This is a genomic window from Streptomyces sp. NPDC126510 (assembly GCF_040302345.1).
Taxonomy (GTDB): domain Bacteria; phylum Actinomycetota; class Actinomycetes; order Streptomycetales; family Streptomycetaceae; genus Streptomyces.
In genome coordinates this window covers 243375-266982 of the sequence record NZ_JBEORR010000009.1, presented here as the reverse complement: position 1 = coordinate 266982, position 23608 = coordinate 243375, and the positions used below count along the sequence as shown (strand labels likewise).

Annotated in this window: 22 protein-coding genes, 4 tRNA genes and 1 other RNA gene; 9 read left to right on the top strand and 18 right to left on the bottom strand. The window is 71.6% G+C overall.

All coding sequences use genetic code 11. The features are described 5' to 3' along the window. Nucleotides 1-11 precede the first annotated feature (11 nt). The 5 genes from ABTX60_RS15410 to purS form a co-directional block, all read right to left on the bottom strand. Nucleotides 12-785 (bottom strand): META domain-containing protein, encoded by a 774-nt coding sequence (locus ABTX60_RS15410; protein WP_352097531.1) that lies wholly within the window; start codon nucleotides 783-785, stop codon nucleotides 12-14. 37 nt (nucleotides 786-822) lie between these two features. Continuing rightward, nucleotides 823-1620, bottom strand: a complete 798-nt coding sequence (locus ABTX60_RS15405; protein WP_352097530.1) for a maleylpyruvate isomerase family mycothiol-dependent enzyme — start codon at nucleotides 1618-1620, stop codon at nucleotides 823-825. Nucleotides 1621-1737: 117 nt separating this feature from the next. Further along, nucleotides 1738-3996, bottom strand: coding sequence for a phosphoribosylformylglycinamidine synthase subunit PurL (purL, locus tag ABTX60_RS15400; protein WP_352097529.1), 2259 nt, complete (start codon nucleotides 3994-3996; stop codon nucleotides 1738-1740). Beyond that, the gene (gene purQ, locus ABTX60_RS15395) at nucleotides 3993-4673 is read right to left on the bottom strand and encodes a phosphoribosylformylglycinamidine synthase subunit PurQ (RefSeq protein WP_352097528.1); all 681 of its coding nucleotides are present in this window, start codon (nucleotides 4671-4673) and stop codon (nucleotides 3993-3995) included. The genes purL and purQ overlap by 4 nt, the downstream gene beginning before the upstream one ends. Continuing rightward, nucleotides 4670-4933 (bottom strand): phosphoribosylformylglycinamidine synthase subunit PurS, encoded by a 264-nt coding sequence (purS, locus tag ABTX60_RS15390; RefSeq protein ID WP_352097588.1) that lies wholly within the window; start codon nucleotides 4931-4933, stop codon nucleotides 4670-4672. Before purS ends, purQ begins: the two co-directional genes overlap by 4 nt. 267 nt (nucleotides 4934-5200) lie before the next feature. Here purS and ABTX60_RS15385 point away from each other — a divergent pair, with 267 nt between their 5' ends. From ABTX60_RS15385 to ABTX60_RS15350, 8 genes are all read left to right on the top strand, one after another. Further along, entirely contained in the window at nucleotides 5201-5518 is a 318-nt protein-coding gene (locus ABTX60_RS15385) for a histone-like nucleoid-structuring protein Lsr2 (RefSeq protein WP_352097587.1), read from the top strand. Nucleotides 5519-5652: 134 nt separating this feature from the next. Continuing rightward, nucleotides 5653-5724 (top strand) — tRNA-Gly (locus tag ABTX60_RS15380). Nucleotides 5725-5805: 81 nt separating this feature from the next. After that, a tRNA-Gly gene (locus ABTX60_RS15375) sits at nucleotides 5806-5878 on the top strand. Nucleotides 5879-6016: 138 nt separating this feature from the next. Beyond that, a complete protein-coding gene (locus tag ABTX60_RS15370; protein ID WP_352097527.1) occupies nucleotides 6017-6988 on the top strand; it encodes an ABC transporter ATP-binding protein in 972 nt (323 codons plus the stop codon). Then, nucleotides 6985-7785, top strand: coding sequence for an ABC transporter permease (locus ABTX60_RS15365; protein ID WP_352097526.1), 801 nt, complete (start codon nucleotides 6985-6987; stop codon nucleotides 7783-7785). The genes ABTX60_RS15370 and ABTX60_RS15365 overlap by 4 nt, the downstream gene beginning before the upstream one ends. A 38-nt stretch (nucleotides 7786-7823) precedes the next feature. Next, a complete protein-coding gene (locus ABTX60_RS15360; RefSeq protein ID WP_352097586.1) occupies nucleotides 7824-9107 on the top strand; it encodes a sensor histidine kinase in 1284 nt (427 codons plus the stop codon). After that, nucleotides 9104-9724 carry a response regulator gene (locus ABTX60_RS15355; protein WP_352097525.1) on the top strand — a complete coding sequence of 207 codons (621 nt, stop codon included), beginning with the start codon at nucleotides 9104-9106 and terminating at the stop codon, nucleotides 9722-9724. The genes ABTX60_RS15360 and ABTX60_RS15355 overlap by 4 nt, the downstream gene beginning before the upstream one ends. A 22-nt stretch (nucleotides 9725-9746) precedes the next feature. After that, nucleotides 9747-9822 (top strand) — tRNA-Gly (locus ABTX60_RS15350). Nucleotides 9823-9864: 42 nt separating this feature from the next. Here the strand turns inward: ABTX60_RS15350 and ABTX60_RS15345 are convergent. The 6 genes from ABTX60_RS15345 to ffs form a co-directional block, all read right to left on the bottom strand. Then, complete coding sequence (locus ABTX60_RS15345) at nucleotides 9865-10764, bottom strand: phosphoribosylaminoimidazolesuccinocarboxamide synthase (protein WP_352097524.1); 900 nt, start codon at nucleotides 10762-10764, stop codon at nucleotides 9865-9867. Between the two features lie 69 nt (nucleotides 10765-10833). Beyond that, a complete protein-coding gene (locus ABTX60_RS15340) occupies nucleotides 10834-12309 on the bottom strand; it encodes a N,N-dimethylformamidase beta subunit family domain-containing protein (RefSeq protein ID WP_352097523.1) in 1476 nt (491 codons plus the stop codon). 261 nt (nucleotides 12310-12570) lie between these two features. Continuing rightward, entirely contained in the window at nucleotides 12571-14490 is a 1920-nt protein-coding gene (locus tag ABTX60_RS15335; protein ID WP_352097585.1) for a hypothetical protein, read from the bottom strand. A 396-nt stretch (nucleotides 14491-14886) separates the two neighbouring features. Further along, nucleotides 14887-16137: a phosphoribosylamine--glycine ligase gene (purD, locus tag ABTX60_RS15330; RefSeq protein WP_352097522.1), complete on the bottom strand. Its 1251-nt coding sequence runs from the start codon at nucleotides 16135-16137 to the stop codon at nucleotides 14887-14889. Nucleotides 16138-16332: 195 nt separating this feature from the next. Further along, nucleotides 16333-18870 carry a DNA polymerase III subunit gamma and tau gene (locus ABTX60_RS15325; protein ID WP_352097521.1) on the bottom strand — a complete coding sequence of 846 codons (2538 nt, stop codon included), beginning with the start codon at nucleotides 18868-18870 and terminating at the stop codon, nucleotides 16333-16335. 127 nt (nucleotides 18871-18997) lie between these two features. Next, nucleotides 18998-19092, bottom strand: an RNA gene (ffs, locus tag ABTX60_RS15320) — signal recognition particle sRNA small type. Nucleotides 19093-19165: 73 nt separating this feature from the next. On the opposite strand from ffs, the gene ABTX60_RS15315 reads away from it, so the two are divergent. Next, a tRNA-Ser gene (locus ABTX60_RS15315) sits at nucleotides 19166-19253 on the top strand. Between the two features lie 79 nt (nucleotides 19254-19332). Here ABTX60_RS15315 and ABTX60_RS15310 read toward each other — a convergent pair. The 7 genes from ABTX60_RS15310 to ABTX60_RS15280 all read right to left on the bottom strand — a co-directional run bounded on the left by ABTX60_RS15310 (nucleotide 19333) and on the right by ABTX60_RS15280 (nucleotide 23564). Beyond that, nucleotides 19333-20571: a tyrosine-type recombinase/integrase gene (locus tag ABTX60_RS15310; RefSeq protein WP_352097520.1), complete on the bottom strand. Its 1239-nt coding sequence runs from the start codon at nucleotides 20569-20571 to the stop codon at nucleotides 19333-19335. A 9-nt stretch (nucleotides 20572-20580) separates the two neighbouring features. Continuing rightward, the gene (locus ABTX60_RS15305) at nucleotides 20581-20814 is read right to left on the bottom strand and encodes an excisionase family DNA-binding protein (RefSeq protein ID WP_345661634.1); all 234 of its coding nucleotides are present in this window, start codon (nucleotides 20812-20814) and stop codon (nucleotides 20581-20583) included. Further along, nucleotides 20807-22090: a replication initiator gene (locus ABTX60_RS15300; protein WP_352097584.1), complete on the bottom strand. Its 1284-nt coding sequence runs from the start codon at nucleotides 22088-22090 to the stop codon at nucleotides 20807-20809. The genes ABTX60_RS15305 and ABTX60_RS15300 overlap by 8 nt, the downstream gene beginning before the upstream one ends. Nucleotides 22091-22249: 159 nt before the next feature. Next, nucleotides 22250-22498, bottom strand: coding sequence for a SpdD protein (locus tag ABTX60_RS15295; protein ID WP_352097519.1), 249 nt, complete (start codon nucleotides 22496-22498; stop codon nucleotides 22250-22252). A 24-nt stretch (nucleotides 22499-22522) separates the two neighbouring features. Beyond that, nucleotides 22523-22717 (bottom strand): hypothetical protein, encoded by a 195-nt coding sequence (locus ABTX60_RS15290; RefSeq protein ID WP_352097518.1) that lies wholly within the window; start codon nucleotides 22715-22717, stop codon nucleotides 22523-22525. Nucleotides 22718-22731: 14 nt separating this feature from the next. Continuing rightward, on the bottom strand, nucleotides 22732-22923 hold the full coding sequence (locus tag ABTX60_RS15285; RefSeq protein WP_328340654.1) for a mobile element transfer protein: 192 nt from the start codon (nucleotides 22921-22923) through the stop codon (nucleotides 22732-22734). A 14-nt stretch (nucleotides 22924-22937) separates the two neighbouring features. After that, complete coding sequence (locus ABTX60_RS15280; protein ID WP_352097517.1) at nucleotides 22938-23564, bottom strand: DUF2637 domain-containing protein; 627 nt, start codon at nucleotides 23562-23564, stop codon at nucleotides 22938-22940. Between the last annotated feature and the right edge of the window lie 44 nt (nucleotides 23565-23608).

Sequence of the window (23608 nt, the reverse complement as noted above, 5' to 3'; positions counted from 1 at the left end):
TTTCCGGTGGATCACCGCTCGGCGACCGCTCGCACACTCGTGCCGTTTTCGCTGGTCAGCGTCAGAGTTTGGTGATCGATTCGGTACTCCAGCTTTCCGTCGAAAAGTCGCAGCAGCTTCTTCTCGGCGTCCATGAGTGAGTCTTCGCACATCATTCGGGTCGTGGCGGGAGGGCCGAGGGTGATATGGCCGTCGCGGACCGTGGCCTCGGCGTTCACCTTGTTGCAGCCGAGGTTGCCGGAGACGGTGCCCTTCTCGTCGTCGAAGGTGAGGTGGGCCCGGCCGTCGGCGCTCGGGGTCGTGAGGGTCCACTCGGTGCCGGCCAGCGGGGCGTCCTTCGCCTTGGTCAGACGGACGGTGTCGCCCTGGCCGGTGGTGAGGGTGAGACGGTCGTCGTCCGTCTTCGCCGTCAGTTCCTGGTCCGAGAAGGCCTTCGCGAGGGTCGTCTCGAACGCGACGGGCGTGCCCTCGCAGGCCATCTCGGTGGCCCTGGCCCTGCCGAGCCGGACGCGGTCGCCGTCGACGGTCGCCTCGGCGCTGAAGTTGTTGCAGCCGAGGCTGCCTTCGGCCCGGCCCTCGTCGATGGTCACGTGGGCGCCCGCCGGGGCCTTCTGCGTCCTGCCGTCCGCGGTGACGCTGTCCACGTTCCACCGCACACCGGTGATCGGCTCGCCGGCACCGGCCGAGCCGCTGCCGCTGCCCGCCTTCTCGCTGCCACAGGCCGCCAGGAGCGGGACGAGCATGGCGGCGGCCGTCAGGGTCATGCGCTGCTTCTGCCTGTCCATGCCACTTCGACGGGCGACCCGGGGGGATCGGTTCCCCTCATGTCATCAGGGGCAGGTGGGCCGACAGGTCCGCCCGTTCTCCGCTCGCGCTGACCTTGGCGTCCTGGACGGCCTGCGCCCACCCGACCCGCCCGGTCGCCAGCCGGATCCAGGTCAGCGGGTCCGTCTCGACGACGTTGGGCGGGGTGCCCCGGGTGTGCCTCGGCCCCGCCACGCACTGCACCACCGCGTACGGCGGCACCCGCAGTTCCGTCGAACCGCCGGGCGCCTTCACGGCGAGCGTGTCGGCCAGGAGCCGGGTGCAGGCGGCCAGGGCCTGGCGGTCGTAGGGGATGTCCAGGCCGGGGACGGCGGCGTTGAGGTCGTCGGTGTGGACGACGAGTTCGACGGTACGGGTGACGAGGTAGTCGGCCAGCGGCAGGGCGCCGGCGCTGGTGGCGAGCAGCCGGGTGCCGGGGTGGGCGGCGAGGTCGGCGGTGAACCGCTCCTCGACGGCCGCGAGGTGGGCGGCCGGATCCGGATGGCTCCCGGCCAGCTCGCGGGCGTGAGCGGCGATATCGGGCGCGTCGGCCGCGATCGCGGAGGGCCAGTCGAGCAGCGTGCCGTCCTGCTTGGCCGGCTCCGGCAGACCGGTCAGCCGGGAGACCGCCCCGAGGCTCATCCCGACGTGTGCCACCAGATCCCCTACGGTCCAGTCGCCGAGCCGGGTGGGCAGGGCGAGCTGTTCTGGAGTGAGGCCGGAGGCAGCGTCCCGCACGTGCCCGAACTGTGCGAGCACCGCCGTGCGGATCTTGACGGGGTCGTAGCTGCGGGGTCGTTTCCTGGCCGGTGGCATGGGGATCAGCCTAAGTGCGGCCTGTGACAAGGAGGAGCCGCCTCGAGCGCGCGCACCGGGCCGGGCACGGTGAAGCCCCCGCCCGGGCGGACCGGGCGGGGGTTCCGGAGCGGTTGCCTACTTCAGCAGCGCCGGGATCGTGTTCTCGTGCGCCTCGCGCAGCTCGGCCAGGGGGAGCGCGAACTCGCCCTGGACGTCCACCGTGTCACCGTCCACGACACCGATGCGGGTGACCGGCAGGCCCCGTGCACCGCACATGTCGTTGAAGCGGACCTCCTCCGAGCGCGGCACGGCCACGACCGCGCGGCCCGCCGACTCGGAGAAGAGGAAGGTGAAGGCGTCCAGACCGTCCGGGACGATCAGGCGGGCGCCCTTCTCCCCGAGCAGCGCCGACTCGACGACCGCCTGGATCAGACCGCCGTCGGACAGGTCGTGCGCCGAGTCGATCATGCCGTCGCGGGAGGCGGAGATCAGGATCTCGGCCAGGAGCCGCTCGCGCTCCAGGTCGACCTTCGGGGGCAGGCCGCCGAGGTGGTCGTGCACGACCTGCGACCAGGCCGAGCCGCCGAACTCCTCACGCGTGTCGCCGAGGAGGTAGAGCAGCTGGCCCTCCTCCTGGAAGGCGACCGGCGTGCGGCGGGCCACGTCGTCGATGACGCCCAGGACCGCGACGACCGGGGTCGGGTGGATGGCCGCCTCGCCCGTCTGGTTGTAGAGGGAGACGTTGCCGCCGGTCACCGGGGTGCCGAGCTGCAGGCAGCCGTCGGCGAGACCGCGCACGGCCTCCGCGAACTGCCACATCACCGCGGGGTCCTCGGGCGAGCCGAAGTTCAGGCAGTCGGAGACGGCGAGCGGCTTGGCGCCGGTGGTGGCGACGTTGCGGTACGCCTCCGCCAGCGCCAGCTGTGCGCCGTGGTACGGGTCGAGCTTGGCGTACCGGCCGTTGCCGTCGGTGGCGATGGCCACGCCGAGGCCGGTCTCCTCGTCGATCCGGATCATGCCGGAGTCCTCGGGCTGGGCGAGGACGGTGTTGCCCTGCACGAAGTGGTCGTACTGGCTGGTGATCCAGGACTTGGAGGCCTGGTTCGGGGAGCCGACCAGCTTCAGGACCTGGTCCTTCAGCTCCTCGGCGGTCACCGGCCGCGCCAGCTTGTTCGCGTCGTCGGCCTGGAGCTCGTCCTGCCAGGAGGGACGGGCGTAGGGGCGCTCGTAGACCGGGCCCTCGTGCGCGACCGTGCGCGGGTCGACGTCGACGATCTTGCCGCCGTGCCAGTAGATCTCCAGGCGGTCGCCGTCGGTCACCTCGCCGATGACGGTGGCGATGACGTCCCACTTGTCGCAGATCTCCAGGAAGCGGTCGACCTTCTCCGGCTCGACGACCGCGCACATGCGCTCCTGCGACTCGCTCATGAGGATCTCCTCGGGCGAGAGCGTGGAGTCGCGCAGCGGGACGTCGTCCAGGGTGACGCGCATGCCGCCGGAGCCGTTGGACGCCAGCTCGCTCGTCGCGCAGGACAGGCCCGCCGCGCCGAGGTCCTGGATGCCGACGACCAGCTTCTCGGAGAAGGCCTCCAGGGTGCACTCGATGAGGAGCTTCTCCTGGAAGGGGTCGCCGACCTGGACGGCCGGGCGCTTCGAGGGCTTGGCGTCGTCGAAGGTCTCGGAGGCCAGGATCGAGGCGCCGCCGATGCCGTCGCCGCCGGTCCGGGCCCCGTACAGGATGACCTTGTTGCCCGCGCCGGACGCCTTGGCGAGGTGGATGTCCTCGTGCCGCATGACACCGATGGCACCGGCGTTGACCAGCGGGTTGCCCTGGTAGCAGGCGTCGAAGACGACCTCGCCGCCGATGTTGGGCAGGCCCAGGCAGTTGCCGTAGCCGCCGATGCCGGCGACGACGCCCGGCAGGACGCGCTTGGTGTCGGGGTGGTCGGCCGCGCCGAAGCGCAGGGGGTCGACCACGGCGACCGGGCGGGCGCCCATCGCGATGATGTCGCGGACGATGCCGCCGACGCCGGTGGCCGCGCCCTGGTAGGGCTCGACGTAGGAGGGGTGGTTGTGCGACTCGACCTTGAAGGTGACCGCGTAGCCCTGGCCGACGTCGACGACACCGGCGTTCTCACCGATGCCGACGAGCATCGCGTCGGACTGCGGGGCCTTCTCGCCGAACTGGCGCAGGTGGACCTTGCTGCTCTTGTACGAGCAGTGCTCCGACCACATCACCGAGTACATGGCGAGCTCGGCCCCCGTGGGCCGGCGGCCGAGGATCTCCACGACCCGCTCGTACTCGTCCTTCTTCAGGCCCAGTTCGGCCCAGGGCAGCTCGACGTCGGGGGTCGCGGCCGCGTGCTCGACCGTGTCCAGAGGCGTCCGGCTCATGCGTTGACCAGCTTCTTGAGGATCGAGGTGAAGAACGGGAGGCCGTCGGTGCGGCCGGTGCCGATCAGCGGCTCGACGGCGTGCTCGGGGTGCGGCATGAGGCCGACCACGTTGCCGGCCTCGTTGCTGACGCCGGCGATGTCCCGCTGCGAGCCGTTCGGGTTGAAGTCCAGGTACCGGAAGGCGACGCGGCCCTCGGCCTCCAGCTGGTCGAGCGTGTACGCGTCGGCGACGTACTGCCCGTCGTTGTTCTTCAGCGGGATGTGGATCTCCTGGCCGGCCGTGTAGTCGGTGGTCCAGGCGGTCGAGGCGTTCTCCACCCGCAGCTTCTGGTCACGGCAGATGAAGTGCAGGTGGTCGTTGCGCAGCATCGTGCCGGGCAGCAGATGGGCCTCGGTGAGGATCTGGAAGCCGTTGCAGATGCCGAGCACCGGCAGACCGGCCTTCGCCTGCTCAAGGAGGGGCTCCATCACCGGCGAGAAACGGGCGATGGCCCCGGCGCGCAGGTAGTCGCCGTAGGAGAAACCACCGCACAGCACCACGGCGTCGACCTGCTTGAGGTCCTTGTCCTTGTGCCAGAGGGCGACCGGCTCGGCGCCGGCGACGCGGATCGCGCGCTGGGTGTCGCGGTCGTCCAGGCTGCCGGGAAAAGTGACGACGCCGATACGAGCGGTCACTTCGCGGCCTCCGCGACTTCCTCGACCCGGATCGCAAAGTCCTCGATCACGGTGTTCGCGAGGAAGGACTCCGCAAGATCATGAATGCGGGCGAGGGCGGCCTCGTCGACCGGCCCGTCAACTTCCAGTTCGAAACGCTTTCCCTGGCGGACGTCCGAGATCCCGTCGAAACCCAGCCGCGGCAGTGCGCGCTGCACCGCCTGGCCCTGGGGGTCGAGGATCTCCGGCTTGAGCATGACGTCGACTACGACGCGTGCCACTGGCACTCCCGGTGTGTGGTGCTGAGCAGGTCCCTTCAGACTACCCGCACAAAATTTCTACGCGCGTTGACTTGTAGGAAACTACGTGACCGTCATCACGATCCGGCATCGACGGACCCACACGCGAAATTTTCGGGAAAGATTCCGGATCGACACCCGAAACCTATTGCCTTCAGACACGCGGAAGGATTTAGTCGGGCTTCACAATGTATTGCCAGGCGCTGTACAAATAAATTGGCACAGTGCCGCATGAAGGGACCGATATTCGTGGCGCAAAAGGTCGTGGTCACTCTCTCTGACGACATCGACGGCTCGGAAGCGGCGGAAACGATCGCCTTCGGACTGGACGGCAAGTCGTACGAGATCGACCTGAGCGAAGGCAACGCCGGAGAACTGCGGAAGGCGCTCGCGCCCTACGTGGAGGCCGGCCGCAAGCGGTCCCGCTCGGGCAAGGCGTACCGGCAGACGGAGGTCGCCCCCGACCCGTCGGCCGTGCGCGCCTGGGCGCAGGCCAACAAGATGGAGGTCCCCGCGCGCGGGCGCATCCCCAAGAAGGTCTACGAGGCGTTCACCGCCGCGCAGTGACGGCCCGTCGGGCCCGGACCGGTGCCCGGTCACCCGCCCCTCGCGGCAGCCGACTTGCGCAGCACCCCGGCTGATCAGCTAGAGTCTGGAGCACGCCGAGGGGCGAGGCCGAAAGGCCCAGCTCACGGAAACATGCGGGTGTAGTTCAGTAGTAGAACATCCCCCTTCCAGGGGGAAGGCGCAGTGTGCGATTCCTGTCACCCGCTCTGCATCGCCTTACCGTCCACGCTTGTGGATCAGGTAGGCTGGTGCCCGCACCGGTCAGTGAAAGCTGATCGGGAGCAAATGCGGACGTAGCTCAGTTGGTAGAGCGCAACCTTGCCAAGGTTGAGGTCGCGAGTTCGAGCCTCGTCGTCCGCTCGGAAATGAAGGCCCCGGTCCTGACGGACCGGGGCCTTCATCGTGTTCCGGCCGCTGCTCCGGCTTTCTGACATTTGTCATGCCGAGTGATGACAGCGCGCACTGCTTCCGTGCCCACACGGCCGGGACGCTTGAATCATGGAAACCAACGGACGCGAACACGTGATTGAGGTCACTGACCTGCGACGTGTGTACGGGGGCGGGTTCGAGGCGGTGCGCGGAATCAGCTTTTCCGTCCGACGCGGTGAGATCTTCGCGCTGCTCGGCACCAACGGCGCGGGCAAGACGTCGACCGTCGAAGTCCTGGAGGGACTCGCGCGGCCGGCCGCCGGGCGGGTACGGGTCCTCGGGCACGACCCCTGCACCGACCGGGCCGCCGTGCGGCCCCGCACCGGCGTGATGCTGCAGGAAGGCGGCTTTCCCTCCGAGCTCACCGTCGCGGAGACCGCTCGGATGTGGGCGGGGTGCGTGAGCGGGGCACGGCCGCCGGCGGAGGTCCTGGCGCTGGTCGGCCTGGAGTCCAAGGCCGGCACCCGGGTCAAGCAGCTGTCCGGCGGCCAGCGGCGCCGCCTCGACCTGGCGCTCGCCCTGCTCGGCGATCCCGAGGTCCTCTTCCTCGACGAGCCCTCCACCGGGCTGGACGCCGAAGGCCGCCGGGCCACCTGGGAGTTGGTGGGCGCGCTGCGCGACGGCGGCACGACGGTGCTGCTGACCACGCACTACCTGGAGGAGGCCGAGAACCTCGCCGACCGGCTCGCGATCATGCACGAGGGCCGTATCGCCACCACCGGCACCCCGGCCGAGGTGACCGCCGCGGAGCCGTCGCGGATCTCCTTCGAACTGCCCGACGGCTACTACGTCGGCGACCTGCCGCCGCTCGGCGAACTCGGCGTGACCGGGCACGAGACCGACGGCCGGACCGTCCGGCTCCGCACCCGTGAACTGCAGCGCACGGCCACGGCACTGCTGGTGTGGGCCGAGCGCGCCCGGGTCGAACTGCACCGGCTGGACGTGCGCTCGGCCTCCCTGGAGGAGGCGTTCCTCCACATCGCCGGGAACGTCTCCGCCGAGCAGGCCACCGGAACGACGACGAGGGAGTACGCGGCATGAGCGCCACCCACACGACGCCCCGCCCGGCTGCGGCGACGACCCCGCTGAGCCGGATGACCGCGCTCGCCCGCGCCGAACTGACCCTGCTCGGGCGCACCCGGGGCGCGCTCGTCGCCGCGCTCTTCGTGCCGCTGGTGATGCCGGTGAGCGTGCGGTCGGCGGCGGCGGAGATGGATCTCGCCGGGGCCGGGCTGAACACGGGCACCCTGGTCCTGCCCGCCGCGATCGGCTTCTCCCTGCTGTTCGCCGTCTACTCGGTGCTCGTCGGCGTGTTCGTCGTCCGCCGTGAGGAACTCGTCCTCAAGCGGCTGCGCACCGGTGAGCTGCGGGACGTCGAGATCCTGGCGGGCTCCGCACTGCCGGCCGCCCTCACCGGGCTGGCGCAGTGCCTGCTGCTCACGGTGGGCTGCGTCGCGCTGCTGGACCTGTCCGCGCCGTCGGCGCCCCATTTGGCCGTCCTCGGCCTGCTGTTGGGGCTCGTGATGTGCGCCGCCCTCGCCGCGGCCACCGCGAGTTTCACCCGGACCGGCGAGAGCGCCCAGGCCACGCCCATGCCGCTGATGCTGGTCTCGATGATCGGCTCCGGCATGTTCTGGCCGCTGGAGCTGATGCCGGACCGGGTGGCCTCCGTGTGCGAGCTGCTGCCGCTGACGCCCGTCGTCACACTGGTGCGCGGCGGCTGGACCGGGGACCTCTCGGCGTACGAGGCACTGGGCGCATCCGCGACCGCCGTGGCCTGGATCCTCGTCGCGGTGTTTGCTGTACGGCGGTGGTTCCGCTGGGAACCGCGGCGCTGACCGAAGCCGCGGTGCTGAACGAGGGGGAGGGACGGGCGATGCGCATGCCGGGCAGGTGGTGGCGGCACAAGAGCACACCGGAGAAGGTCGAGACGTACACGCGGTGGTCGTTCCACTTCTTCGCGGTGATGGAGTTCTTCTCCGTCGGGGTCACGTCCGTGGCGCCGCTCGGGATGCGGCTGGGCAGTGCCGCCCTGCTGGTGGTGGCCCTGCACGCCACCGTCTGCTTCGTGACCGTGTCCCGGGCGATCGACTGGACGCGCGGCCGCAGGCCCCAGCCCACCGGACTGATGTGGACGCTGGGCGCCGTCACCGCCGTGATCGCCACCGCCGCGCTCGCACTCGCCGAGCACGGGCCCCACCGCGAGGGCGTCGACTCCGCCGCCGGTGGCGTCTTCGGAGTGATCCTGATCTTCGGCCCCGGCATCATCGCGCTCGGCGTCCGCTCCCGGCGGCGCGCGTTCGGCATCACGGGCGTTTTCGCGGCGGGCGCCGGGGTCGTGGCCCTGGCGTTCGGCGCGCCCGCTCTCACGGCGCTCTTCACGGCGCTGGTCGTGCTCCTCGGCGGCATGTTCATCGCCTTCACGGCCGTCTTCTCGGTGTGGCTGCTGAACGCCGTCTACGAACTCGACGAGGCCCGCGAGACGCGGACCCGGCTCGCCGTCGCCGAGGAGCGACTGAGGTTCGGGCGGGATCTGCACGACGTCATGGGACGCAACCTCGCCGTGATCGCCCTCAAGAGCGAACTGGCCGTGCAACTCGCCCAGCGGGGGCGGGCCGAGGCCGTGCCGCAGATGGTCGAGGTGCAGCGGCTGGCGCAGGAGTCGCAGCGGGAGGTGCGGGAGGTCGTGCGCGGCTACCGGGAAGCGGACCTCGGCTCGGAACTGGTCGGTGCGCAAGGAGTGCTGGCGGCGGCCGGTATCGACTGCCGGCTCGGCGGGCTGCCGGTGGCCGGCCTGCCGGCCGCGGTGCGGTCCGCCCTGGGGTGGGTGGTGCGGGAGGCCGCGACCAATGTGCTGCGGCACGGGGACGCGCAACGGTGTGACGTGCGACTACGGGTGCTGGAGGGACGGGTGGTGTTGTCCGTGGAGAACGACGGGGTGAGCGAAGAGGGGGTGGAGTCCGGGGCCGGTCCGTCCGGCTCGGGGCTCGCAGGGCTGCGGGAGCGGCTGGCGAAGATCGACGGGACGCTGGAGGCCGGACCTGTGGGACGGGGACTGTTCCGGCTGACGGCGCAGATTCCGCTGCCGTCGCCGTCCACCGCTTCCGGCGCTGCCCCGGCCACCGTCGCGGTGCGTTCTGTGAGCGAGGTCACCTCATGACGACCGTGGAGCCCGTCCGGCTGCTGCTCGCCGACGACGAGCACCTCATCCGAGGGGCGCTCGCCGCCCTGCTGTCGCTCGAGGACGACCTCGTCGTGGTCGCCGAGGCGGCCACCGGGCCCGAGGCGATGGCGATGGCCCGGGCGCACAAACCCGATGTCGCCGTGCTGGATCTCCAGATGCCCGGGGCCGACGGTGTGAAGGTCGCCACATCCCTGCGGTCCGAACTGCCCGGCTGCAAGGTGCTCATCGTCACCAGCCACGGGCGGCCCGGGCATCTGAAGCGGGCGCTGCAGGCCGGGGTGCGCGGCTTCGTGCCGAAGACAGTGAGCGCGCAGCGGCTCGCGGAGCTCATCCGGACCGTGCACGCCGGGAACCGTTACGTCGACCCGGAGTTGGCCGCCGACGCGATCGCCGCCGGTGACTCGCCGCTGACCGCGCGGGAGGCGGAGGTCCTGGAACTCGCCGCCGACGGGGCACCCGTCGCGGAGATCGCCGAGCGGGCCGCGCTGTCGCAGGGCACCGTGCGGAACTATCTGTCGTCGGCGGCCTCGAAGCTCGGTGCGGAGAACCGGCATGCGGCGGTACGGCTCGCGCGGGAGCGAGGTTGGGTATAGTGGTTCTCGCGCCACGGCGCATGCGAACGTAGCTCAGTTGGTAGAGCGCAACCTTGCCAAGGTTGAGGTCGCGAGTTCGAACCTCGTCGTTCGCTCCATCGAGAAGCCCCCCGGTTCCGGCCGGGGGGCTTCTTCGTGTCCTACGACCAGCTCGTGCCGGTCAGGCGCTCGTACGCCTCGACGTACTTGGCGCGGGTCGCGTCGACGACCTGGTGGGGCAGGGCGGGCGGCGGCTGCTCGCTCTTGCGGTCCCAGCCGGACTCCGCCGAGGTCAGCCAGTCCCGGACGAACTGCTTGTCGTACGACGGCTGCGCGCGGCCCGGCTGCCACTGGTCGGCCGGCCAGAAGCGGGAGGAGTCCGCGGTGAGGACCTCGTCCGCGAGGACCAGGTCCTCGCCCTCGAAGCCGAACTCGAACTTCGTGTCCGCGAGGATGATGCCCCGCTCCCGGGCGATGTCCCGGCCCCGCGAGTAGACCGCGAGGGTCGCCTGGCGCAGCCGGGCCGCGGTGTCCGCGCCGACCTGGCGGGCGACCTCCTCGTAGGAGACGTTCTCGTCGTGCTCGCCGACCTCGGCCTTGGTGGCCGGGGTGAAGATCGGGGCGGGCAGTTCACTGCCGTCGGTCAGGCCCTCCGGCAGGGCGAGGCCGCAGACCGTGCGGGTCTCGTTGTACTCGACGAGGCCCGAGCCGGTGAGGTAGCCGCGGGCCACGCACTCCACGGGGACCATCCGCAGCGACTTGCAGATCAGCGTGCGGCCCTCCCAGTCGGCGGGGGCGCCGTCGGGCAGTTCCGTACTCAGGACGTGGTTCGGCACCAGGTCGGAGAGCCGGTCGAACCACCACAGGGACAGCAGCGTGAGGATCCGGCCCTTGTCGGGGATCTCGGTCGGCAGCACCCAGTCGTAGGCGGAGATGCGGTCGCTGGCGACCATCACGAGGTCGCCCGCCTCGTTGCGGTACAGATCGCGCACCTTGCCGGTGTGCAGATGCACCAGGCCCGGAACCTGACTCGGCTCGGGCTTTTCGACGAATCCGGACACGGTTCCTCCCCGTGGTTCTGTACAAGTGGCTCGATTCTCCCGTATCCGAGCTTGATCACGGACAGTGGGTCAGTCGCGTTTGCAGATGCGGTCCAGAAGGTTGGCGGTGGCGCGCTGGATACGACCGTCGACGTGGCCGGGCCGGTCCAGGGCAGGAGACCAGGCAAACGTTCCTGCTGCGAAGACCCAGGCGCCCGAGGGGGCGCGGTACAGGGACGTCTCCTGGTGGCGCGGGGCGCCCTGCTTGTCGGTGTACGGGGAGTGGGCGAGCAGCGTGCGCTCCTCGTGCTCGGGCAGCGGGGTACGTGGGAAGTACCGGTCGGCCTCGCCGGCCACCAGGTTCTCGATCTCGTCGCCCTCGTGCGCCCCGGTGGCCTCCCACAGCCAGTGCCCGGCGTTGCGCACGATCAGCGGGTGCGGCTCGGGGACGGGCCCGGCGTACTGGATGCCCAGGAGCTGCTGTTCCGCCCGGTCGATCTCCCGCCACAGCACCGGCTTGCCCGGGCCCCGGCGCTTGCGGCAGGTCAGCAGCCGGTCGGGCACGCCGGACGGGGAGGGGCCCAGTTCCACCTGCCAGTACATGGAGTTGGCGGAGAGGAAGACCAGCGAGGTGCCGGCGTCGCGGGCCAGCTCCACGGTGGTGCGCATCGCGGCCGACCAGTACTCGTCGTGGCCCGGGAAGACCAGGCCGCGGTAGCGGGTGGGGTCGACGCGGCCCGCGTGCAGGTCGCTTGCGTCGGCGTAGGCGACGTCGTAGCCGTAGCGCTCGGCCCAGCGGATGAAGTCGTAGGCGTGGCCGACGTGGAGGGGGAGGCCCGCGCCCGCGTACGGGCGGTCGAAGGAGACCGTCGTGGCGGCCCCGGACTCGCCGAGCAGCCGGCCCTTCTCGTCCCAGGCGTGGTAGAGGCTGGCTCCCGTGCGTCCGTCCTCCGGGTAGAGGTTGTACGCCTGCCAGGTGACGTCGGGCAGCACGAGCAGCAGGTCGGCGCTCTGGTCGTGGCGGACGGTGAAGGGGACGTGGGAGCGGTAGCCGTCGGCGGTGGTGAGGACGGCGACGTACGCGCCGATGGTCCAGTACGAGGGGACCTGCAGCCGCCAGGACAGCCACCAGTGGTGGCAGGAGACCGTTCGGTCCGCGGTGAGCGGAGCGGGCTGCACGATGCCGGACAGCCGCGGGCTGGTGGTGATCTTCGCGGCGCCGTCACCGCCGTAGTGGCCGATGCGGTAGATGTCGACGGCGAACTGCTGCGGCGGGTCGACGGTGATGTGGAAGTCGATGGCCTCGCCGGGCGCCACCGCGCCGGTGGAGGTGAAGCCCTTGATCTGACGGTTGACGTCGTCGGCCGCGCGGGGGCCGCCCGAGCGGCCTCCCTTCTTCGACGGGTGGGGGGCGTCCTGGTCCACGTACCAGGGGACGACCTGGCCCGAGTCGTCGAAGTACGTCACGTTGCCGCGCAGCCACGGAACGGGGCCCTGCCCGAAGGGGTCCGTCACGGCATGCGCCAGCGCTCCCGACTCCCATCGGCGGATCTGCTCCGAACCCATGATTGCTTCCCCTCCCCTTGGCCCCCGTGATGACGCGTGCCGGTGTGGTGCGGCCGGTGCGGTGTGTGCCAGTGCGGTGCTCTGCGATGTCGGCGGTGCTCGTGACTGCTGCGGTTCCTGCGACGCCTTCGCGCTTATGTGCCTGTCGTATGTCGCAAGCTCTTGCCATACACGCGGACGGTCCAAGCACATCACATAAAGCGCGCACTTCGTCACTGTTCGTTTCGAATTGGCCAGAACCGGAAGCCGCCGCTCCGGCGGTCAGCCGAGACGGACCGGCTTCTCCGGGCGTATACCGAGCTGGGAGAGCCAGAGCCGCAGGGGGGTGGCGTCGCCGTCCTCGATGAGCGTGAGGACCTTGGGCGCCAGATCGGCCGCGCGCTCGCCGTCGACGAGGAGGGTCGGGCCGTCCAGCCAGTCCAGGCCCGGGGTCGCACCGGCGGTGTCCATCGCTGCGCAGCAGACCATCGCGGTGAGGTGGTCGGCCAGCAGCTCCCGGGCGGTGCGCGGGGGCTGGAGGGGGAAGAGGGGGAGGGCCCGGTCGTCCCAGAGGGCGGCGAGGTCGGTGGTGGGCGACGGCGAGGCGGGCGTCGGGGCCGCCGGGGAGGGAGCGGCTTCTTCCCTGGCCAGTTCGGCGCTGAGCCGGGCGGCGAGGGTGGCACTGGGGGCCGTCGTACCGGAGAGGTCCTCGTCGTCGTCGAGGGGGTCCGGTGTGGCGTCGGTGCCCGGGGTGCTCTGGGTGCCGGTGGTGATTCCGGTGCCGGGCTCGGGTGCGCCGGGGGCTTCGGGCGGCGCGGTGTCCGGTCTGGGCCCGGTCGGGTCTGCTCCAGGGTCCCCCGTCGGGCCCGCTGCCGGGGCTGCCGCGGGGCTGCCGGCTCCGGTGGTCTCGGCCGTACCCGCAGGGCCCGTGTCCGTGAGGTGGTCGAGGACGCGGGACAGGGTCGGGGCGTCGGTGGCGGAGGCCGTGGGGCCGGTGGCGGGGCGGACGCCCATCGCGTCCAGGACGCGGTGGAGCCGGGCCGCGTCCAGGCGCCACTTGCGGTCCACGACTTCGTCCGGATATTCGCTCCAGTCCACCGGCGACCAGTCGGGCCCGGGCCCCGCGGGGCCGCCGTGGAAGAGGCGGGCGGCGAGGAGGGAGGCGGCTTCGTCGACCGTGCCCGGCTCCTCCAGCAGATCGCAGGCCGGCCGCTCGCCCAGCCGGGACGCGAAGCCCTCGGCCAGGCGGTCGCGCCGGGACAGCTCCGTGAGCGCAGCGACCACGCCGGCGTCGAGCCGGGACGGCCAGCGGCCCATCCGCCAGGCGGGCAGCGCGACCCGGGTCAGCAACCGGTCCCAGCCCGCGTAGGCCAGGCCCACCTGCTCCTGGGCGACGATCCGCAGACCGTAATCCACAGCCTGTGCACGCTCCGCGGCCGCGGCCGCCACCCCCCGCTCCATCTCGGCGGCGTGGATCCGGCAGCCGCGCAGCAGAAGCCGGGCTACCCAGCCGACCCCGGCGAGCACCGCCCGCGACAACGGGTCGCGGCGGGGCGCCGACGCCACGGCCACCGCGGCGTCCAGGCCCCGGACGAAGCGCCGGGCGGCGGCTATGTCCGGGTGGGCCGAGGGGCCCGTACCGGCGATGACCGGGGCGAGGACCGCGCGCAGCTCACCGACCCGCATCCACCACAGGAACGGGGAGCCGATCACGAGGACCGGCGCGACGGGCTGCCGGCGGTGCGCCTGCCTACCCGCCCCCGCTATGTCCTGGTGCTCCTCGACCGGCGGCGGGGAGTGGGACGGATGGGTGCGGTCCTCCAGCCAGCTGTCGCAGTCCGGGGTGAGCGCTATCGCGGAGGGCGCGGGGACGTCGAGGCGGTCGGCGAGGTCGCGCACCATCCGGTACAGGTCGGGGGCCCCTTCCTCGGCTACCGGGACGGTCGGGCTCGTGGCGGGCCGGGCGCGGGCGACGACCAGGGCGATCCCGGCCGCGGCGAGCAGCACGAGGGCCGCGACGGGTGTCAGAACCGCCCGGGCCGCGTCCCAGCCGGGACCCTCCAGGCGGTCACCGGCGGCGCCGGCGAGCAGGATCACGGCGACGGCGGCCGGCAGCAGGGCGACGGCCAGGGCCCGACTGCGGATGCGCAGCACCGCCAGTGCGCGTACCCGCGCGACCTGCGCGCCTGCTTCCACACCCATTCCGGTCACGACCGACCTCACCCCCTCCCCGTTGACCCGATGCTTGCCTTGCTCACTCCCCCACTGTGGCACCCGTCACTGACATCGCAATGCCGGTGGGCCAAGTGCCGGAACGCTTGCGCCGCACCCTAGTTGGGGCTCCGTCCCCCGTCAGCCGGATACGGCATCGGTCACTCGATGGAATGGCTTTGGGGAAAGGTGGATGACGCAGAGCGAGCATCAGGGCCCGTCTTTCGCACAGTTCAGGCCACTGCTTCCCTCAGCACGTCCGGCCACCGCCCCCCCCATTCGTCCGGCCACCGCCTCCCCATACGACAGGCCCCGGATCCTGAGACGGATCCGGGGCCTGTGGGGTTCATCGGCGGCGGTGGTTCGCCTGCCGGGCGCGGGCGCTGGTTACGCGCCTGCCGCCTTCGCGGCGATGTCGGTGCGGTGCTGGGAGCCGTCGAGGCGGATGCGGCCGACGGCCGTGTAGGCACGGTCGCGGGCCTCGGTGAGGTCCTTGCCGATGGCCGTCACGGACAGGACGCGGCCGCCCGCGCTGACGACGGCATCGCCCTCCTGCCTGGTGCCGGCGTGCAGCACGTACGCGTGCGGGGCGTCCTGGGCGGCGACCTCGTCGAGACCGGTGATCGGGTCGCCGGTGCGCGGGGTGCCGGGGTAGTTGTGCGAGGCGACGACCACGGTCACGGCCGCGTCGTCGCTCCACCGCAACGGCTCCAGGTGGGCCAGGTTGCCGGTGGCGGCCGCCATCAGCAGACCGGCGAGCGGCGTCTTCAGCCGGGCCAGCACGACCTGGGTCTCGGGGTCGCCGAACCGGGCGTTGAACTCGATCACGCGGACGCCCCGGGAGGTGATCGCGAGACCGGCGTAGAGCAGGCCGGAGAACGGCGTGCCGCGCCGCTGCATCTCGTCCACGGTCGGCTGCAGCACGGTCTGCAGCACCTCGTCGACCAGCTTCGGGTCGGCCCACGGCAGCGGGGAGTACGCGCCCATGCCGCCGGTGTTGGGGCCCTCGTCGCCGTCCAGGGCGCGCTTGAAGTCCTGGGCGGGCTGGAGCGGTACGACCGTCTCGCCGTCGGTCACGGCGAACAGGGAGACCTCCGGGCCGTCGAGGTACTCCTCGATGACCACGCGCTCGCAGGCCGCCGCATGGGCCCGGGCCGCTTCGAGGTCGTCGGTGACGACGACACCCTTGCCGGCGGCGAGTCCGTCGTCCTTCACGACGTACGGAGCGCCGAAGGCGTCGAGGGCCGTGTCGACCTCTTCCGCCGTCGTGCAGACGTACGACCGGGCCGTGGGCACCTCGGCCGCCGCCATGACGTCCTTCGCGAAGGCCTTGGAGCCTTCGAGCTGCGCGGCCCGGCCGGACGGGCCGAAGACCGGGATGCCAGCGTCGCGCACGGCGTCGGCGACACCGGCGACCAGCGGGGCCTCCGGGCCGACGACCACGAGCTCGGCGCCGAGGCGGGTGGCCAGCGCGGTGACGGCGGCGCCGTCCAGGGCGTCGACCTGGTGCAGCTCGGCGACCTCGGCGATGCCGGCGTTGCCGGGCGCGCAGTGCAGCGCGGTGACGTCGGGGTCGTGGGACAGGGAGTGGCACAGGGCGTGTTCGCGGGCGCCGCTGCCGATGACGAGGACCTTCACGAGGGTCAGCCTAACGGGAGACGCCGGCTTCTCCTTGTGCGGGCTTCCGAAGGGGAGGGGGATCTTGAGCTGGAGGTTCCTCCAAGGGAGGGCCGGCACGTCGTGGCGGGAGGCTCGGCGTGCGGGGCCGGGCTGTCCGTCGCAGACCCGGGCTATTCGTTCGCAGACCCCGGGCTGTCCGTCGCAGACCCCGGGCTATTCGTTCGTGAACTCCTCGACGACCGTCGCCCCCAGCTCCCGGACGATCAGCTCCTGGCCGGAGAGGGCCGACTCGTCGAGGTCGGGGTCGTCGTCCTCGGGGATGTCCTCCTCGACGGAGACGTGACGCGGCTGCGGGGCGGACGGCTGGGGGACGGAGGCGGACGGCGTGGAGGCCGGGGCGGAGGTCGCGGCGGAAGTGAAGCCGCTCGACTGCTGGGCGGGAGCGGCCGGGGGAGCCGACGGGGACGGGGCGGGGCGCTGGGCCGTGGCCGTACCACCGCCCGCGTTGTATCCGCCGCCGGAGGTGTAGCCACCACCGCCGGAGGTGTGGCCGCCGCCGGGACCGCCGGAGGTGTTGTAGCCGCCACCGCCGCCGAATCCGGAGGGACCGCCCGGCGCCGGGGGCGCGGAGCCGCCCGACGGGTCGACGATCGCCTCGATCTTCCACTGGACGTTGAACTGCTCGCCCAGCGCCTGCCGCAGTACGTCCTCGCTGCCGCTGCTCAGGAAGTTGTCCCGCGCGCCCGCGTTGACGAAGCCGAGCTGCAGGGTCGTGCCGTCGAAGCCTGCCACCTGGGCGTTCTGGCTGAGCAGGATCCAGGTGAAGCGCCGGCGGTTCTTGACCGCCTCCAGGATGTTCGGCCAGAGCATGCGGGGGTCGAGACCGCCGCCGCCCATGGGAGCGCCACCGGAGGCGGGGGCCGGGGTCGTCGGGGCCGGAGCCGCGGGCTGGAACGCCGGTGGGCTGCTGGGCGCGGGGGCGCTCGTCGGCGGGGTGCTTGCCGGTGGGGTGCTTGCCGGTGGGGTGTTGGAGGCGGGTGCGCCCGGGGCTGCCGTGGGCCAGCCGCCGGGGCGACGGCCGCCGCTTCCGGCGGGGGCGGCGGTCGGCCAGGCGCCGGGGGCGGCCTGGGCCGGGGCCGACCGGGCGGGCTCCGGGGGAGCGGAGGCGGCCGGGGCTTCGGCGGCGGTCCGGGCGGTTTCCCGCCCGTCGGGGGCCGAGGGCCCGCCCTGGGTGGCGGGAGCGGGAGCATGGGCCGGGGGCGTGCCCGGTGCCGACGGCGGGTTCTCCTGGCCCGTCGCCGATGGGCCGGAGCCGGCCGCGGGGGCAGGCCCTGCCGCAGGCGCGGACCCTGGCGCAGGCGTCGTATGACCGCCTGTACCGACACCACCGCCGCCGTTGCCCGGTGCTCCGGACGCGCGGACCGCCGCACGGGCCGCGGCCGGGCCGCCGCCCTGGGGCACCGGAGCGCCACCACCCATCTGGGCCGGAGCGGCGCCGCCCGGGTGAGCCGCGGCGGCCGCCGCTCCCCCGTGGCCCTCCGGCCCGGGTGCGTATCCCATGGCGGGCATGTCGGCGGGACCGGCGGAGTAGTTCACTCCGCGCTCGATCCGGTCGAGGCGGGCCATGACGGAGCGCTCGTCTCCGTAGGCGGCGGGAAGCAGGACGCGGGCGCAGATCAGTTCGAGCTGGAGACGGGGCGAGTTGGCGCCGCGCATCTCGGTCAGGCCCTCGTTGACGAGGTCGGCCGCACGGCTCAGCTCGGCGGGGCCGAAGGTGCCGGCCTGGGCCTGCATGCGCTCGATCACATCGGCGGGGGCGTCGATGAGCCCCTTCTCCGCCGCATCCGGGACGGCGGCGAGGATCACCAGGTCGCGCAGCCGCTCCAGGAGGTCGGCGACGAAGCGGCGGGGGTCGTTCCCGCCCTCGATCACGCGGTCGACGACCTCGAAGGCCGCGGCTCCGTCTCCGGTGGCGAACGCCTCGACGACGGAGTCGAGGAGGGAGCCGTCGGTGTATCCGAGCAGGGCGGTGGCCATGGCGTACGTCACACCGTCCGCCGCGGCGCCGGCGAGGAGCTGGTCCATGACCGACATGGAGTCACGCACGGACCCGCCGCCCGCCCGCACGACGAGCGGCAGAACGCCGTCCGCGACGGGGATGGTCTCCTTCTGGCAGACCTGGCCGAGGTACTCCCGCAGGGTGCCCGGGGGGACGAGCCGGAAGGGGTAGTGGTGGGTCCGGGACCGGATGGTCCCGATGACCTTCTCGGGCTCGGTGGTCGCGAAGATGAACTTGAGATGCTCCGGCGGCTCCTCGACGACCTTCAGCAGCGCGTTGAAGCCGGCCGACGTGACCATGTGGGCCTCGTCGATGATGTAGATCTTGTACCGGCTGCGGGCCGGACCGAAGAAGGCCTTCTCGCGCAGGTCACGGGCGTCGTCCACGCCACCGTGGGAAGCGGCGTCGATCTCGATGACGTCGATGGAGCCGGGGCCGTTGCGGGCGAGGTCCTGACAGGAATGGCACTCACCGCACGGCGTGGGCGTGGGCCCCTGCTCGCAGTTCAGACACCGGGCCAGGATGCGCGCGCTGGTCGTCTTGCCACAGCCGCGCGGCCCGCTGAACAGGTACGCGTGGTTGACCCGGTTGTTCCGCAGCGCCTGCTGCAGCGGGTCGGTGACATGCTCCTGCCCGATGACCTCGGCGAAGGTCTCGGGGCGGTAGCGGCGGTACAGAGCGAGAGACGACACGCATACGAGGTTATAGGCGCCCACCGACATCGGGTCCGGTCCGGACCCGGCGGGCAGATCCAGCCGGGGAAGTCCGGTCCGGGAGGCCCTGCCCGGCGTCCCGTGCGGGAGCGCAGAGTCCGGGAACGCAGACGCCCCCCACGCACCCGCCAGAGCCGACCTACCCTTGCTGCCTTCCGGCCCTGGGGGAGTTCAGTCAGATAGCGCCGCGTGAGGGGCTGCGCCAAGGTTACCTGATGTCGGCGGCGGGGAACGAGTTCGCGAGCACTCCTCTCGGTCATGTAATGTTCCCAGCGGAGGATTCGCCTAGAGGCCTAGGGCGCACGCTTGGAAAGCGTGTTGGGGGCAACCCCTCACGAGTTCGAATCTCGTATCCTCCGCCAGTGCCTCACCGGGCACGATGTCGAAGGGCCCCACCGTTCGCGGTGGGGCCCTTCGACGTTGTCCGTCTCAGTTTCCGTCTCAGTTGGTTTTCGGGAGCTCCCACAGCGCGTCGCCGACTTGCTGCGCGACCTTGCGGAGCATGGTCCCCGTCACGTGCATGTACCGGGCGCGCATCCGGGCCGCTCCCCCGGGCTCCCAACCCATGATCGAGTCGATCACGACGTCCGGGACGCCGAGGATCAGCAGCACGGTCGCTGCGGTGTGGCGAGCGTCATGGAGACGGCCGTCTCGTACGCCAGCGTCCCGCAGAAGCCGCTTCCAGACGTGGAAGTCGGTATTGGGGCTCAGCGGCCCGCCGGTCGGCGAGGCAAACACGTAGCCCTTGCCCTCCCAGTCGGCACCGGCCGCGATTCGTTCCCGTTCCTGCGTCTCCTGGTGCTGCCGGAGAATCTTGATCAGCGGATCGGGCAGGCCGATGGTGCGCCGCCCGGCGCGGGACTTGGTGGACTTGTGCTCCCGGCGGGTCTGCTGCTTCTGAGGGCAGTAGCCAGCCTTCCGCCCGCAGGGATCGTCCCCGCAGCCGTGGGCGTACTTGGGGCGTAGACGGTTCTTGCGGATGCGCACGTATCCCGCGTCCAGGTCGACGTCTTCCCAGTGGAGCCCGAGCGCCTCCCCTTGCCGGAGGCCGAGCGCCAGGGCGACGACCCAACGCGCGCTGTTGCGGAGTTTGGCGGCCTCGACCAGGACGCTCTGAACCTCTTCGATCGTGAACGGCTCGATGTCCTCTTCTTCGAGTCGCGGGGCCTTGGCGATCTCAGCGGCGTTGGTGGCGACATGCCCACGTCGCTTGGCCTCACCGAGGGCGACCCGGATCGTCCGGTGAGCGTGGTGAGCGGTGCCGGCGGAACTTCCGGCTTCCTGCATCCGCTGGTAGAAGCGCTCCAGGTGTTCCGGCTCCAGGCGGTCGAGCTTGTGAGCACCGAGGCCGGGCACCAGGTGCACGCGTACGTCGACCTCGTAGCCGTCGTACGTGTTCTCGGAGACGTACGGCTTGGCGATGTTCTCGACCCAGTGCTCAAGCCAGGCCTGGACGGTCCAGCCCTGGCCCGGCTTCCTGAGCTTCTTCTCGTCCCGGGCCCGCTCCATCTCGCGGACGGCCTTGGTCACGGCGGCCTTGGTCTTGCGCTCGATGTGACGACGGTCCGGTTTGCCGTCATCACGGAGGCCGACCGTCACTCGTCCGTGCCATTTCCCGTCCTTGCCGAAGTAGATCGACGAGGCGCCGTTGGGCTGTCGTGTGCGCTTCTTCTCTGCCATGGCTCCCCCTCAGGCCGCTTGGGCGGGTCGGTGGCGCAGCTTGGCCACGTAGGCGGGTACGGCGTCAGCAGGGATGCGGCGAAGTCGCCCGACCGTCACCGACTCGATCTCTCCGGCCAGGACCAGCCGGAAGCACGTTGTACGGCCGATGCGGAGCCGCCGGGCCGCCTCCTCGACGGTGAGCAGGACCAAGGCAGGATCGTGGCGCTCAAGGGCGGTGGCAGGGGTGCGGGGCTCATCCATGGGTCGGTTCTCCTTCCGTGCCGGGGGCGGGTTCGAGGGATGCGGCCAGCCAGGCTTCGGTCTCCGAGAGGCCGGTACCGGCGAAGACCCAGTGCGCGAGGACGTATGTCGTGTCGGGCTCGGGGCCGTTCGCTGCTGCGGCTTGGGCGCGGCGCCATTCGGCGCGTGCGTCGCGGAGGGCGCCGAGGGTGGTGGAGTAGCGGCGGGATTTGGTGGAGAAGTGGCCGCGGAATCCGAGCATGTGGGCCCAGGCGCGCAGGCGGAGGTGTTCGAGGTCCTTGCGGGCGCCCAGGAACCAGGCAGTGCGGATCAGGCGGCGGGCGTGGTCGCTGATGTCGAGCTGGGCGAGTTCGGCGGCGAACTTGAGCGGACGGTCGAGAGCTCCCGTGGCGGTCTCGGCGCCCTTGGTGGCGTACTTGGCGATGTACGCCGCCACGGCGCGCTCGGTCAGCTCCTGGCCGCCGTTGAAGTCCGCTGAGCGGATGGTGCGTATGTCGAGTTGGCGGCCGAAGGTGAAGGCGTGAGCGCGGCCGTCGATGACCGGGCCGTCCACGTGAACCTTGGCTGTCGCAGTGCGGATGGCATCGGTGAGCAGCTCGGCCGTGGCCCAGGGCGGGGGTGGAGTGTCGCCGCCGCTGGGGCCGTCGATGCGGATGACGGCGTGGAAGTGGACTGCGCCGCGCTTCTGGTACTCGGCGACCTTGGCGAAGGACACGCGGGCGTGCTCGCGGAAGCGCCGCTGGGAGAGGCCGGCGCGCTTGGCGACCTCTCGGCGCAGGTAGGTGGAGAAGCGCCGCCAGAGTGGACCGGCGTGGGCGTTCCAAAGGACGGCGGCTTTGTAGTCGTAGGTGTCCGGGTCGAGCGCGGTGCCGAGTGCCTCGTCGTCCTGGTCGTGGTGGGTGCCGCAGCGGCAGGGGCGCCCGCTGGAGGGGCGGTTGTGGACCGGGCCGAAGCTCGGCGCCGTGAAGGTGGCGAAGACGCGAGGGTGGGCGGAGACGTGTTCCGGGATGCCCTTGCCGCCGCGCAGACCGGAGGTGATCAGGTGGAAGGTGTCGCGGCGGTAGACCTCGGCGCAGGCGGCGCAGCGGGTCGTGCGGCGGTTGTTGCAGCGGACGAGGAGCTGTCCGGCCGGGAGGTTGGTCGATTCGAGGCGGTGGAGGACGTTGCCGATCTCGCCGGTCGTGGTGTCGACGTCGTACTCGGTGCGGTGGCCGTCGAGGCGGATCGGGTGGGTGCAGCCGCCGAGTCCTGAGAGTTGGCGGAGGATACCGGGCAGTGTGCCTTGCGCGGCCAGGTTCGCGAGTTCCGGAAGTGGGGGCGGAGTGGTGCGGGTGAAGATGGCGATTCCCCTTCTGATCGGCTCGGTCGGGAGGAGCAGGGCGCCGGGGCGGCGAGATGCTTGGTCGTGTGCCGCCGCCCCGGAGGCCGGCGCGGTTCAGCGGCGGTGGTGGTCGCGGAGCATGGAGCGCAGGACGACAGCGGCGACGGCTACGGAGATGGCCGTCACGGCCACGGCGGCCAAGAGCGCGGTGAGGACGACCCCGCCGACGACCAGGGCGACGACGGTCTTCTGATCGATGGAGACCGACGGGAGCGAGCGCCGAGGGGGCGCCGCCGTGTCGGTCGGGATGTGAGTGTGTGCGGGCGGCGGGGTCGGGCTGTCGGGGTACTTGGGCAGGAACACGACCGGGACTCCTTATCTACTCGTCTAGGTGTGTGAGCCGTTTATGACGGTCACGCCGGAACTCGTGCCGGACTCGATGGCGGGGGCGAGGAAGGTCTGCGAGAGCCAGAAGCCGAAGAGCGCGATCAGAACGACGACCCAGGTACGGACGCCGAGGAACTTGATCGCTCCCCAGGCGAAGAAGCCGAGGACGACGACGAGCGGCAGGCTGACGGTCACGAGCACGGGTCCTTTCAGCGGACGGGGCAGCGGTGAGTACGGGCGGCGAGCTCAGCGGCGGCGCGGCTGTCGTAGTCAGCGGAGAAGCCGCAGCGCGGGGCGGTGCAGGCGGCGGTGTGCTTCTCCTGGCCCCGGCCGTCGAAGGAGGTGCCGACCTGGACGGGGCCGATGCGGTTGATGTCGCGGAAGCGGCGGTTGGCTGTCATGGGCTGGTCTCCCATCAGAGGTGTGCGGCGATGGCTTCCGCCATGGGCTCGGGTACGCCGAGGCGGGCGCGGAGCGTCGGTGCGTCGATCGGGGCACCGGTACGGGTGTGGTGTTCGGCAGCGACCTTGCGGGCGTGCTCGACGAGGGCGGCAGGGACAGGGACGGCAGGGCGTTCGGGCGATGGCTCGATGGCTGGTTGCGTGGGCGGTTCGGGTTCGAGGGCGTCCTCCTGGTCCTTGAACTCCCCCGGCTCCTCCACGTCGTTGACGGTCGTTGTGGGCGCGGAGTGGGCAAGAAGGGTGCCTCCGAGGAAGGCAACCGCAGGCCAGCCCGCGACGAGGATGCGCAGCCAGGCCGGAACCTGGCCCAGGTCGAGCAGGCCGGCGGTGGCCACGTTCGCGCCCAGGGAGGCTGCGAGCGCGATGACGAACCAGCACCACCCAGCCGCTTTCGCCTCCCCCGAGCGCAGCCGACGCCAGGCAGCGACAAGCAGCAGGTCGACCGAGATCGGGTAGGCCCACGCTTTCCATCCGTCCTGCCCGGCGGCCGAGGCGACGTCGTGCAGGTGGGCGAAGGACAGCGCGGCAGCGATGACGGCCTGGATGAGCACCGCGTCAACACGGGCCAGTTGGGCACGCACGAAGCGGCTCCTTCCGGATTCAGGCATGGCGGGGTAGGGACTTG